Source organism: Streptomyces sp. NPDC096105 (genome assembly GCF_044763335.1).
Lineage (GTDB): Bacteria > Actinomycetota > Actinomycetes > Streptomycetales > Streptomycetaceae > Streptomyces.
This window is the reverse complement of record NZ_JBIWGC010000002.1, coordinates 256,905-269,340: the sequence shown is the minus strand read 5'-3', so window position 1 is coordinate 269,340 and position 12,436 is coordinate 256,905. Positions and strand designations below refer to the sequence as shown.

Genomic DNA, 12,436 nt, shown 5'->3' with positions numbered 1-12,436 from the left:
TGCCCACGGCTCACCCCGGGGAGTCGCGTCCGCCCCCGGGGAGTCACGTCCGCCCCCCGGACGCCCGGCGCGGACGCCGGAAAATCCGCGTGCGGGACCGATGAGTTTGCGCGACGGTGAAGGTCTGCCCATGCGTAGCCCACGTACGCGGAAGGACCCGAAGCATGAGCACGCAGACGTCCGGCCTGGCGATCGAGACCACGGGCCTGGTCAAGACCTTCGGCGAGACACGGGCCGTCGACGGCGTGGACCTCACGGTGCCCACCGGCACGGTCTACGGCGTCCTCGGGCCGAACGGCGCCGGCAAGACCACCACCGTGAAGATGCTCGCCACCCTGCTGCGCCCGGACGGCGGTGAGGCCCGTGTCTTCGGTCACGACGTCGTGCACGACGCCGACGCGGTCCGCTCCCGGGTGAGCCTCACCGGCCAGTACGCGTCGGTGGACGAGGACCTCACCGGCACCGAGAACCTGGTCCTGCTCGGCCGGCTGCTCGGGCACCGCAAGCCCGCGGCCCGTGAGCGCGCCGCCCAGTTGCTGGAGGCGTTCGGTCTCACCGAGGCGGCGGGCAGGCAGATCAAGCACTACTCGGGCGGCATGCGGCGCCGCATCGACATCGCCGCGTCCATCCTCAACACCCCTGACCTGCTGTTCCTCGACGAGCCCACCACCGGCCTCGACCCGCGCAGCCGCAACCAGGTGTGGGACATCGTGCGCGCGGTCGTCGCCCAGGGCACCACGGTGCTGCTGACCACGCAGTACCTGGACGAGGCCGACCAGCTGGCGTCCCGCATCGCGGTGATCGACACGGGCCGGGTGATCGCCGAGGGCACCAAGGGCGAGCTCAAGGCGTCCGTGGGCGCCGGTTCCGTCCATGTGCGGCTGCGCGATCCCGACCGGCGCGGCGACGCCGAGCGGCTGCTGCGCGAGATGCTGCTCGCCGAGGTGCAGCTGGAACCCGACCCGGTGGCGCTCACCGCCCGGCTCAACGCCGCGACCAGCGACAGCGCCGCCGACCAGGCCGCACGGGCCCTCACCGAGCTGTCCCGGACCGGGATCACCGTCGACAACTTCTCCCTCGGCCAGCCGAGCCTCGACGAGGTCTTCCTCGCGCTGACCGGCCATGAGACCGGCGCCGAGGACGGCACCGGCACCGACACGAAGGACGAGGTGGCGGCATGAGCACGGCCACGAGCACGGAGACCAAGGAACTCGCGCCGGTCAGCACCGAGTCCCTGGCGGCCCTGCTGGTCGCCAAGGAGCGGCCGCAGCGGCCCAGCTCCCTGTCCACGTCCCTGACGTTCGGCTGGCGCGCCATGCTGAAGATCAAGCACGTGCCCGAGCAGCTCTTCGACGTCACCGCGTTCCCGATCATGAACCTGCTGATGTTCACGTACCTCTTCGGCGGTGCGCTGGCGGGGTCGCCGACGGACTACATCCAGTTCGTCCTGCCGGGCATCCTCGTGATGTCGGTCGTCATGATCACCATGTACACCGGCGTCTCGGTGAACATCGACATCGAGAAGGGCGTCTTCGACCGCTTCCGCTCACTGCCGATCTGGCGGCCCTCGGCGATGGTCGGCTACCTGCTCGGCGACGCCCTGCGCTACACCATCGCCTCCGTGATCATGCTGTGCATGGGCCTGCTGCTCGGCTACCGCGCCGACGGCGGCGTCCTCGGGGTGGTGGCCGGGATCGCGCTCCTGCTGCTTTTCTCGTTCGCCTTCTCGTGGATCTGGACGATGTTCGGGCTGCTGCTGCGCACCGAGAAGTCGGTGATGAGCGTCAGCATGATGGTGATCTTCCCGCTCACCTTCCTGTCCAACGTCTTCGTCGACCCGCGCACCATGCCCGGCTGGCTCCAGGCCTTCGTCAACAACAGCCCGGTGACCCATCTGGCCTCGGCGGTCCGCGGGCTGATGGCCGGCGACTGGCCGGCCGCCGACATCATGTGGACGCTGGGCTGGTCGGCCGTGTTCATCGTCGTCTTCGGGCCGGTCACGATGCGGCTCTACAACCGCAAGTAGGGCGGTCCAGGGCAGCAGGGCGGTCCAGGACGCGGTACGGCCCCGAGGAGTCGAGCGAGTCGCTCCTCGGGGCCGTCGCCTTGTGCGGCCGCGGAGACGGTTCTCAGCGGGCGGGAACGGCTCTCAGTTACGGAGAGGGCGGACGTCCGGGGCCACCTGAGTGACCGGTGTGGCCCGCACGATCGTGATCAGCCGGTCCGTCAGCTCCAGCGTTCCGACCTCCCGGTCGTCGTAGCCGAGCACCCGGTGCCCGCGTACGACGCTCACCACCAGGTCGTCCAGCTCCCGCGGGGTCTTCCCCACCTCGGCCTTTATGACCGGCCGTTCCACCACGTCCAGCCCGGTGCCCTGCTGGATCAGGTCCTCCATGACCATGCCCGCGGCCGGGCTCAGCACGGAGAGGCCCAGCAGCCGCCCGGCCGCGCTGGCGCTGGTGATGACCGCGTCGGCGCCCGACTGCTTGAGCAGCGGCGCGTTCTCCTCCTCGCGGACCGCGGCGACGATCTTCGCGTTCCGGTTGAGCTGGCGCGCCGTCAGCGTCACCAGGACCGCGGTGTCGTCGCGCTGGGTCGCGATGATGACCTGGCGGGCCCGCTGGAGCTCGGCCCGCTTCAACACCTCGCTGCGCGTCGCGTCGCCTATGACGCCCGCGTAGCCGTCCGCCGTGGCCGCGTCGATCGCCTTGGTGCTGGGATCGACCACCACGACCTGCTCCTTGCGGAGCCCCGTCGCACAGACCGTCCTGATCGCGGACCTTCCCTTGGTCCCGAACCCGACGACTACGGTGTGATCGCGCAACGTGGACCTCCAGCGGGTCAGTCGCCATTCCTCCCGGGTACGTTCGGTGAGGGCCTCGAGAGTGGTGCCGACCAGGATGATCAGGAACATCACCCGCAGCGGCGTGATGACGAAGATGTTGGTGAGCCGGGCCGCGTCCGTCACCGGCGTGATGTCGCCGTACCCCGTGGTGGAGAGGGTGACGGTCGCGTAGTAGAACGCGTCGAGGAGATCGACGGGTCCGTCGGAGTTGTCGTGGTAGCCGTCGCGGTCGGCGTACACGATGAGCGCCGTCACCACGAGCACCAGCAAGGCCATCGACAGCCGCTTGGCGACCTGGCGGATCGGGTGCTCCACCAGTTTGCGCGGCAGCTTGACCCGATGGGTCACCAGATGTTCGTCGGCTTGACGGGCGATGACGTCCTGGCCCGGAAGTTTCACGTGAAACACACCCCGATTCCCCCGGACGCCCAGGGCAGGTCCAGCAGTTCCGCCTCCTGTCCGGGCTTGGCGCCTCCCGGCGGTACGACGGCCAGCGCGTCCGCCGCGGCGATCCCGCGCAGCATGGCCGGACCGTTGTAGAGCAACGGCAGCGCCCGGTCACCGCGCAGGGCGACGGGAACCAGCCGCGTGTCGTGCGGGTGCCCCTGCACCGCGTCCCTGAGGGGCAGTGTGTACCCCTCCGAGGCGGGACGGGCCGCGAGGGTCCGCAGCAGCGGCTCGGCGAGGGTGACCAGACCGGACACGGCCGCGAGCGGGTTGCCCGGCAGGCCGACGAGGTACTGCTTCCCCGTGATCCTGGCCAGCAGCATCGGGTGACCGGGACGCACCGCGACCCCGTCCACCAGCAGCTCGGCGCCGAGCCGCCGCAGAGTGGGGTGCACATGGTCGACCGGGCCCGCGGCGGTGCCGCCCGTGGTGACCACGACATCGGCGTCGCAGGCCGTCAGCACCCGGCGCAGGGCGTCCTCGTCGTCCCCGACCCGCCGTACGTCGACGACATCGGCGCCGAGCGCGCGCAGCCACGGTGGCAGCAGCGGGCCCAGCGCGTCCCGGATCAGCCCGTCGTGCGGCAGGCCCTCCCCGAGCAGTTCGTCGCCGAGCACGCACACGGCGACACGGGGGCGGGGGACGACGGTGAGCGTGTCGTACCCGGCGGCCGCGGCCATGCCGAGCACCGGCGGGGTCACCAGCGTGCCCGCGGGCAGCAACTGGTCGCCGTTGCGGCACTCCTGGCCGCGCGGGCGGATGTCCTGGCCGTGTGAGACGGTGTGCGGCGCCCGGGTGGCGGCGGTGGCGTACAGCCGGCCCTTGTCGTCGGTGCGGCCGTGCTCGCTGCGGAGCACGGCGGTGGTGTCCGGCGGGACACGGGCGCCGGTGGCGATCCGGACGGCCTCCCCGTCGGTCAGCGGCGCGTGCGCGGTGTGCCCGGCGAGGACGCCCTCCTCCCGTACGTCCCAGGGGCCGGGGCCGGAGACCGCCCAGCCGTCCATCGCGGAGGTGTCGAACGACGGCAGGTCGGTCAGCGCGATCAGCGGGGCGGCCAGGGTGAGGCCGAGCGCGGAGGACAGCGGGACCGGGACGGGGGTGAGGTACCCGGTGCGGTGGTCGCCGCCCCGGCAGGGGGCGCGTCCGGCGATCGCGCGGGCCTCCGCCCAGTCGGTGCCGTCGCGGTGCGCGGGAGCGCCGGGGGCGGGGGCGCCGGAGGCGGAGGAGGCGGGGGCGGAGGAGGCGGGGGCGGAGGAGGCGGGGGCGCCGTGGGTGCGGGCGCCCGGGGCGTGGGAGCCGTTCACGAGGGCGAGCGCCTCCTCGATGTCGAGGTCGTCGGCGTCCGCACCGGCCCGGGGCGTGCGCGCGGTCATCCGGCGTCCGTGCGGGTCTCGGGTTCCGCGCCGCCCGAGGGGGAGGCGGGGGCGGTGGCGTCCTGGGTGTCCTCCTCGGCCCAGCGGTTGGCCAGTGCGACGGCCTTGCGGGCCGCTTCGGCCACGGCGTCGGCGTCGCCACCCGCCCGCGCGGCCGCGAAGCCGACGAGGAAGGTGGTCAGCGGGGCGGCCGGCCGCGCCACCCCGTGGGCGGCGTCCCGGGCCAGGTCGAGCAGCACGCCGGTGTCGACGTCCAGGTCGATGCCCAGCTCGTCCTTGACTGCGGAGATCCATTCGTCCAACACGTGTCCATGCTCCCTGATGCGTGCCCTGGCAGTGGCGATGTCGTCCCAGGTGTCGCAGTCGAAGGACGCCACCGGGCCGGAGATACGGAGAAGGTCGAGGGCGCCGGTGAGCCGGCGCACGGGCAGCCCGGCCGCGCCGCCGTGCCGGGCGGTGAGCACGGCCAGCTCACGGCGCAGGGAACCGGTGCGGTACGCGGCCACCAGCGGCTGGTCCCGGCCGTCGGAGTCGGTCAGCAGCACGCCGTCGGCCGCGCCTCGGCGCAGGGCGTCCAGCAGTGCGGCGACGGTGCGGCCGTCGAGGAAGGGCAGGTCGGCGGAGAGCAGCACGACGTGCTCGGCGGTGACGTGCCGCAGTCCGGCGTCGAGGGCGGCGAGAGGACCGCCGCCCGGCGGGTCCTCGCGGGCCCAGGTGACGGGGCGCGCGGTGGGGCGGGGGCCGGCCACGACCACCGTGGTGCGGGCGTCGGCGCAGGCCGCGAGCACCCGGTCGAGCAGCGGCCGTCCGCCGACCCGTACGGCCGGCTTGTCGGCACCGCCCAGCCGCCGGGCCGCACCGCCGGCGAGCACGACGGCGTCGTACGCGGCGTCGTGCGCGGTGCTGTGCGTGGTGTCGGGCACAGCGGCGGGCGCAGTGGCGGGCGGCTGGTGCTCGGTCATCCCCCGAGTATGCGTGCCCCCGCGATCACAGGGAACGCGGGGGCGCGTGGGAAGAGGTGGGCGGTCCGCCGGGGGACGGGGAGGTCGGACGGCGGGCCGGTGAGGTCAGACGGAGGACCGCCAGGCCGGACGGAGAACCGGTGAGGTCAGACGGAGGACCGCCAGGCCGGACGGAGAACCGGTGAGGTCAGACGGAGGACCGCCAGGCCGGACGGAGAACCCGCCAGGCCGGGCGGTCCCGGTCACAGCGTCCGCAGCAGCACCGCCGGCTGTTCCACGCAGTCGGCCACGTACCGCAGGAATCCGCCCGCCGTGCCGCCGTCGCACACCCGGTGGTCGAAGGTGAGCGAGAGCTGCACGACCTGCCGGACCGCCAGCTCGCCCTCGTGCACCCACGGCTTGGGGACGATGCGGCCGACGCCGAGCATGGCGGCCTCGGGGTGGTTGATGATCGGCGTGGACCCGTCGACGCCGAACACCCCGTAGTTGTTCAGGGTGAACGTGCCGCCGGTGAGCTGCGCGGGCGTCAGCGTGCCCGCGCGTGCCGCCTCGGTCAGCCGGGCGAACTCCGCCGTCAGCGACTCCGCGTCCCGCGCGTGCGCGTCGCGGACCACGGGGACGACCAGTCCTCGCTCGGTCTGCGCCGCGAACCCGAGGTGCACGTCCGCGTACCGGACGATCTCCCTGGTCCCGGTGTCCACCGAGGCGTTCAGCTCCGGGTGGCGGGCGAGGGCGGCCGTGCAGATCCGGGCCAGCAGCGCCAGCACGGAGATCTTCGGTCCGCCCGCCGCGTTCATCGCGGCCCTGGTCCGCATCAGCTCCGTCGCGTCGGCGTCCACCCAGCAGGTCGCGTCCGGTATCTCGGTGCGGCTGCGGGAGAGCTTGTCGGCGACGGCGCCGCGGATGCCCTTGAGGGGGACGCGGGTGACCGACGGGGTGCTCCCGGAGGACGCGGCCGGCGCCGGGGTGGCCGTCGGGACCGGTGCGGCGGCGGTGGCCGCTGTGTCCGTGCGGTCCTGGGACGCGGCGGCTCGCAGCGCGTACTCCACGTCCGCGCGCAGGATCAGCCCGTCGGGGCCGGAACCGGTCAGCTCCCGCAGGTCCAGGCCGTTCTGCCGGGCCAGCCTGCGGACCAGCGGGGAGATCACGGGGACCGGGCCGTCCGCCGGGGCCTTGCCGCCGCCGGACTGCGGGTCGGGCGTGCCCTGCGGGGTGTCCGCCGGCCGCGTCGCCCGCGCGGGCTCCGGCGTCCTGGGCCGCCCGTTCACCGCGAGGCCGGTGGAGCGGACCCGGCGGCGCCGGGCCGGGGCGTGCGAGGTGCCGTAGCCGACCAGCACGTTGCCGGAGCCCTCGGCGGCCGGCTTCCGGCCGCTCGCGCCGTCGGAGCCCGCGGTGTCCGCGCCGGCCGGGTCCCCGGCCGGGCGGCCGTCCGCCGTCTCCCCGACCGCCACCGTCAGCAGCGGGGCGCCCACCGGCAGTTCGGTGCCCTCCGCGCCGAAGCGGGCGGTGACCACACCGCCGTAGGGGCAGGGCACCTCCACCATCGCCTTGGCCGTCTCGACCTCGACGACCGGCTGGTCCACGACGACCACGTCACCGACCTCGACCAGCCAGCGCACGATCTCCGCCTCGGTGAGCCCCTCACCGAGGTCGGGCAGCTTGAACTCCAGCACCTGTGCCATCAGCTCTCGGCCTCCCACTGCAGACGCCCCACGGCGTCCAGGATCCGGTCCACACCGGGCAGGTGGTGACGCTCCAGCATCGGCGGCGGGTACGGCAGGTCGAACCCGGCCACGCGCAGCACCGGCGCCTCCAGGTGGTGGAAACAGCGCTCCGTGATCCGGGCCGCGATCTCCCCGCCGGGGCCGCCGAAACCGCCCGACTCGTGGACGACGACCGCGCGTCCCGTCCGCCGCACCGAGGCGCACACCGTCTCGTCGTCGAACGGCACCAGTGAGCGCAGGTCGACGACCTCCAGGTCCCAGCCCTCGGCCTCGGCCGCCTCGGCCGCCTCCATACAGACGGGGAGGGACGGCCCGTAGGTGATGAGCGTGGCGCTCCGGCCGGGGCGACGCACCACCGCGCGGCCGATCGGCTCGACGGCCGTCGGCTCCTCCGGGTTCCAGGCGTCCTTGGACCAGTAGAGCCGCTTGGGCTCCAGGAAGACCACCGGGTCGTCGGAGGCGATGGACGCCCGCAGCAGGCCGTACGCGTCGGCGACGGTCGCGGGCGTGACGACATGGAGCCCCGGAGTCGCCATGTAGTACGCCTCGGACGCGTCGCTGTGGTGCTCGACGCCGCCGATGCCGCCGCCGTAGGGGATGCGGATCGTGAGGGGGAGCGGCATCGTGCCGCGGGTGCGGTTGCGCATCTTCGCCACGTGCGAGACGAGCTGCTCGAACGCGGGATAGGCGAAGGCGTCGAACTGCATCTCCACGACCGGCCGCAGCCCGTACATGGCCATGCCGACGGCCGTGCCGAGGATGCCCGCCTCGGCCAGCGGCGTGTCCGTGCAGCGGTCCTCGCCGAACTCCTTGGCCAGGCCGTCGGTGATGCGGAAGACGCCACCGAGCGTGCCGACGTCCTCGCCCATGACGTGCACGGACGGGTCGTCGGTCATGGCGTCGCGCAGCGCGCGCGTGAGGGCCTGCGCCATGGTGGCGGGCTTCACGGCGACGGTGGTCATGGCCGCGCTCCTTCCGCTTCGGCCTCGGCCGCCAGCTCGGCCCGCAGCTGCTCACGCTGCTCCAGCAGCTGGGGGGTGGGCTCGGCGTAGACGTGCGTGAACAGGTCCATGGGGTCGAGCTCCGCGTCCTGGTTCATGCGGGCGCGCAGGGACGCGGCCATGGTCTCGGCGTCCTGCCGGGCGGTCTCGACGCCGGCCTCGTCCAGCAGGCCGCGGCCGGTCAGCTCCCGCTCCAGCAGGGCGATCGGGTCGTGCTGTCTCCACGTCTCGACCTCGGCGTCGCCGCGGTAGCGGGTCGCGTCGTCGGCGTTGGTGTGGGCGTCCACGCGGTAGGTGACCGCCTCGACCAGGGTCGGCCCGCCGCCCGCGCGGGCGCGGCGCACCGCGTCGGCGAGGACCTCGTGCACGGCGGCCGCGTCGTTGCCGTCGACCAGGCGGCCGGGCATGCCGTAGCCGACGGCCTTGTGGGCCAGCGACGGGGCCGCGGTCTGCTTGGCGAGCGGGACGGAGATCGCGAAGCCGTTGTTCTGGACGAGGAAGACGACCGGGGCCTGCCAGACGGCCGCGAAGTTCAGCGCCTCGTGGAAGTCGCCCTCGCTGGTGCCGCCGTCGCCGACCAGGGCGAGCGCCACCACGTCGTCGCCCTTGAGGCGGGCGGCGTGGGCGAGACCGACGGCGTGGGGCAGCTGGGTGGCGAGCGGGGTGCTCAGCGGGGCCACCCGGTGCTCGTAGGGGTCCCAGCCGCTGTGCCAGTCGCCGCGCAGCAGGGTGAGGGTCTCGACCGGGTCCACGCCGCGCGCGACGACCGCGAGGGTGTCGCGGTAGCTCGGGAACAGCCAGTCGCGCTCCTCGAGCACCAGGGCGGCGGCGACCTCGCACGCCTCCTGGCCGGTGCTGGAGGGGTAGACCGCGAGACGGCCCTGCTTCGTGAGGGCGGTGGCCTGCGCGTTGTAGCGGCGTCCCTTCACCAGCTCCGCGTACAGCCGGCGCAGCAGTTCGGGGTCGGCCTCCGCCGCCGCCTCGGTGCCGAGCACGCGGTACGGCTCCGCGTCGGGCAGCAGGGGGCCGGGATCGGTGCGGGGCTGCCAGGCGGGCGGCGGGGTCGGCCGGTAGGCCCCCCGCTGCTCCATGACCGTCATGACGGCACCTCCTCGTGGGACGACTGACGGAGGCGCGGCGTCTGTGACGCGCCTCACCAACCGATTGTTCGGTCGTCGGCACATTTTGGCTACGGGTGGCACCAGGCTGTGGACAAACGGTTCTCCACGCCATGGGATAGAGGCAGGACGTCCACGGCTGAGAGGTGGGGGCGGGTGGCATCTGAACAAATGGCCGAGGGCCAGGAGGGGACGGGGCCACTGCCGCCGGCGCGGCCTCTCGACGCGATCGACCAGGACATCCTGCGGATGCTGCAGGCGGACGGCCGCGCGTCGGTACGGTCGGTCGCCGAGCGGGTGCACGTCTCCCGGGCGAACGCCTACGCGCGCATCAACCGGCTCGTGGAGGACGGCGTCATCCGGGGTTTCGGCGCCCGCGTCGACCACGAACGCGCCGGTCACGGCACATCGGCCTACATCACCCTGAAGATCGTGCAGAACACCTGGCGCACGGTGCGCGAGCAGCTCAGGCAGCTCCCGGGCGCCTCGCACATCGCCCTGGTGGGCGGGGACTTCGACGTACTGCTGCTGGTGCACACACCGGACAACCGGGCACTGCGCGAGCTGGTGCTGACCCGGATCCAGGCCATTCCCGAGGTGCTCAGCACCCGCACGCTGCTGGTGTTCGAGGAGGAGGACCTGGAGCCGCAGTGGTGACCCGCAGGCTCCGGCACCGCGGGGACCGTCCGGACGTCCGGCCCCCTGTCACGCCGTACCAGGATCTCGTGCCGGCCGTCCGGCGGCTTCCGGAAGGACGTCTCCAGCGGCAGCGAGCACAGGGGGCGGGCCGTCCGCCGGCCGTCCACCGGCGCGGTCCTCACCGGCGGCCGTCACCTGCCTTGCGCAGTCCTCCGAAGGCGAGCTGCGCCACCGCGTCGGCCACCTCGCGCTCGTTCATGCCGCGTCCGTCCGGCCGGTACCACTCCACGATGGAGTTGATCATGCCGAAGACCAGGCGGGTCACCAGCCGCACCTCTATGTCCTCCCGCACGTCCCCGTCGGCCGCCGCGGCCTTCAGCAGCTCGGCCACCCGGTGGTCGAACTCCCGCCGCCGCTCCAGCGCCCAGCGCTCGGTGTCCGTGTTGCCGCGCACCCTCAGCAGCAGCGTCACGTAGGGCAGTTCGGCGATCAGCACCTCGACCATGCGCCGTACGACGTACTCCAGGCGCTCGGCGGCGCGCCCCACCCGCGCGTGCTCCTCCTCGAGGATCCCGAAGAGACCGTCCAGCGCCCGGCTCACCGCGCGGCGCAGCAGCTCCTCCTTGCCGGCCACGTGGTGGTAGATCGACGACTTGGAGATGCCGGCGGCCTTGGAGAGGTGCTCCATGGACGTGCCGTCGTAGCCGCGTTCGTTGAACACCTGGACGGCCACGGACAGCAGCGTCTCCGGGGTGTAGGTGTCCCGCTTGGCGGTGGTCATGGGGTGTCCTCCGGCTGGTCGGCGGCGCACGCGTACCGGTAGAGCGCGAGGGACGGCGCGTACCTGCCGGACGGGTCCACCTCGTGCAGTTCGTCCAGCAGGGACCCGGCCCAGCCGCGGCCGAGGCGGCGGCTCCACTCGAACGGCCCGAGGGGGTAGTTCACACCGAGCCGCATCGCGGTGTCGATGTCCTCCTCGGTGGCGACGCCCTTGGCGACCGCGTCGACGGCGAGGTCGATGATCCGGGCCACCGTCCGCGCGACGATCATCCCGGGGACGTCCCCGATGACGCTCACCTTCTTGCCGAGCGCCTGGAACAGCCCGGTGGCCTGGGCGACCGTCGCCGCGGAGGTGTGCGCGGCGTGGGACAGGGCGATGCGCGTGGCCCTGCGGTAGTCCAGCGCCAGGTCGAAATAGACCACGTCGCGGAACTCCACGGAGGTCTGTCCGTCGGCCAGGACCAGCTGACCGCCGCTCGGCAGCACCAGGCGGGTGCCGTTGTCCTCCTCGGCCTCGCGCACCTCGATGCCCGCCCCGCGGATCAGGTCGAGCAGCTCCGCCGCGGGCCCGAGGCCGCCCTCGGCGACGACGTACGCGGGCGGCTCGGCGGGCTCGGCGGTGTGCGGCTCGGGGCGCTGGGCGCCCTCCCGGTGGTCGTACCAGCCGCGGCCGGTCTTGCGGCCGAGGCGGCCGGACTCGACCAGCCGGCGCTGCGCCAGGGACGGCTGGAAGCGCACGTCCTGGAAGAAGGCCTGCCACACCGAGTGCGTCACGGACTCGTTGACGTCCTGACCGATGAGGTCGGTCAGCTCGAAGGCGCCCATCCGGAAGCCGCCCGACTCGCGCAGCACCGCGTCGATGGTGGCCGGGTCGGCGCCCTGCGACTCGTACACCGCGAAGGCCTCGGCGTAGAAGGGGCGCGCGATGCGGTTGACGATGAAGCCGGGGGTGTCGGCGCAGGCGACCGGCGTCTTCCCCCAGGCGCGGGCCGTCTCGTACGCGCGCGTGGCGGAGGTGACGTCGGTGGCGAAGCCGGAGACGACCTCGACGAGCGGCAGCAACGGCGCCGGGTTGAAGAAGTGCAGGCCGACGAAGCGGCCGGGGACGCGCAGCGCGCCGCCGATCGCGGTGACCGACAGGGAGGAGGTGTTGGTGGCGAGGAGGCAGTCGTCGGCGACGACGTCCTCCAGCGTCCGGAACAGCTCCTGCTTGACGTCGAGGCGCTCCACGACCGCCTCGACGACGAGGGAGCAGCCGGCGAGGCCGGGCAGGTCGTCGACGGGAGTCAGACGGGCGCGGGCCGCGTCCCGCTCGTCCGCGGTGAGGCGCTCCTTCTCCACCAGGCGGTCGAGCCGGGCGCCGATCGTGCCGGCGGCCTTGTGGGCCTGGCCGGGGGCGGCGTCGTACAGCCGCACGGGATGGCCCGCGACCAGCGCGACCTGGGCGATTCCCTGCCCCATGGTGCCGGTGCCGACCACGGCCACGGGACTGCTGAGGTCGAGTGCTGTCATGTGCGCGATCCTCCCGCACGGTGTTTTCCACAGAT

11 protein-coding genes are annotated in these 12,436 nt (G+C 73.4%); 3 read left to right on the top strand and 8 right to left on the bottom strand.

Annotated features, from left to right (window positions below; genetic code table 11):
* The first annotated feature begins 164 nt into the window (after positions 1-164).
* Positions 165-1,181 carry an ATP-binding cassette domain-containing protein gene (locus ACIQ8B_RS04000; protein WP_106413345.1) on the top strand — a complete coding sequence of 339 codons (1,017 nt, stop codon included), beginning with the start codon at positions 165-167 and terminating at the stop codon, positions 1,179-1,181.
* The gene (locus ACIQ8B_RS03995) at positions 1,178-2,026 is read left to right on the top strand and encodes an ABC transporter permease (protein ID WP_290002513.1); all 849 of its coding nucleotides are present in this window, start codon (positions 1,178-1,180) and stop codon (positions 2,024-2,026) included. The genes ACIQ8B_RS04000 and ACIQ8B_RS03995 overlap by 4 nt, the downstream gene beginning before the upstream one ends.
* Before the next feature lie 123 nt (positions 2,027-2,149).
* On the opposite strand, the gene ACIQ8B_RS03990 is transcribed toward ACIQ8B_RS03995, so the two are convergent.
* The 6 genes from ACIQ8B_RS03990 to pdhA form a co-directional block, all read right to left on the bottom strand.
* Entirely contained in the window at positions 2,150-3,244 is a 1,095-nt protein-coding gene (locus ACIQ8B_RS03990) for a TrkA family potassium uptake protein (protein ID WP_290002511.1), read from the bottom strand.
* The gene (locus tag ACIQ8B_RS03985; RefSeq protein WP_403545067.1) at positions 3,241-4,665 is read right to left on the bottom strand and encodes a molybdopterin molybdotransferase MoeA; all 1,425 of its coding nucleotides are present in this window, start codon (positions 4,663-4,665) and stop codon (positions 3,241-3,243) included. Before ACIQ8B_RS03985 ends, ACIQ8B_RS03990 begins: the two co-directional genes overlap by 4 nt.
* Positions 4,662-5,627, bottom strand: a complete 966-nt coding sequence (locus ACIQ8B_RS03980) for an NTP transferase domain-containing protein (protein WP_403545065.1) — start codon at positions 5,625-5,627, stop codon at positions 4,662-4,664. Before ACIQ8B_RS03980 ends, ACIQ8B_RS03985 begins: the two co-directional genes overlap by 4 nt.
* A gap of 242 nt (positions 5,628-5,869) precedes the next feature.
* The gene (locus ACIQ8B_RS03975; RefSeq protein WP_403545063.1) at positions 5,870-7,309 is read right to left on the bottom strand and encodes a dihydrolipoamide acetyltransferase family protein; all 1,440 of its coding nucleotides are present in this window, start codon (positions 7,307-7,309) and stop codon (positions 5,870-5,872) included.
* Positions 7,309-8,313, bottom strand: coding sequence for an alpha-ketoacid dehydrogenase subunit beta (locus ACIQ8B_RS03970; protein ID WP_290002500.1), 1,005 nt, complete (start codon positions 8,311-8,313; stop codon positions 7,309-7,311). Before ACIQ8B_RS03970 ends, ACIQ8B_RS03975 begins: the two co-directional genes overlap by 1 nt.
* Positions 8,310-9,452: a pyruvate dehydrogenase (acetyl-transferring) E1 component subunit alpha gene (pdhA, locus tag ACIQ8B_RS03965; protein WP_403545061.1), complete on the bottom strand. Its 1,143-nt coding sequence runs from the start codon at positions 9,450-9,452 to the stop codon at positions 8,310-8,312. Before pdhA ends, ACIQ8B_RS03970 begins: the two co-directional genes overlap by 4 nt.
* Before the next feature lie 189 nt (positions 9,453-9,641).
* Between pdhA and ACIQ8B_RS03960 the strand changes: the two genes are divergently transcribed.
* On the top strand, positions 9,642-10,127 hold the full coding sequence (locus ACIQ8B_RS03960) for an Lrp/AsnC family transcriptional regulator (RefSeq protein ID WP_106413353.1): 486 nt from the start codon (positions 9,642-9,644) through the stop codon (positions 10,125-10,127).
* Between the two features lie 160 nt (positions 10,128-10,287).
* Here ACIQ8B_RS03960 and ACIQ8B_RS03955 read toward each other — a convergent pair whose 3' ends face one another.
* Together ACIQ8B_RS03955 and ACIQ8B_RS03950 are read right to left on the bottom strand one after the other, a co-directional pair.
* Positions 10,288-10,890 carry a TetR/AcrR family transcriptional regulator gene (locus tag ACIQ8B_RS03955; protein ID WP_290002495.1) on the bottom strand — a complete coding sequence of 201 codons (603 nt, stop codon included), beginning with the start codon at positions 10,888-10,890 and terminating at the stop codon, positions 10,288-10,290.
* Positions 10,887-12,401, bottom strand: coding sequence for a 3-hydroxyacyl-CoA dehydrogenase (locus ACIQ8B_RS03950; RefSeq protein WP_403545059.1), 1,515 nt, complete (start codon positions 12,399-12,401; stop codon positions 10,887-10,889). Before ACIQ8B_RS03950 ends, ACIQ8B_RS03955 begins: the two co-directional genes overlap by 4 nt.
* Positions 12,402-12,436 lie beyond the last annotated feature (35 nt).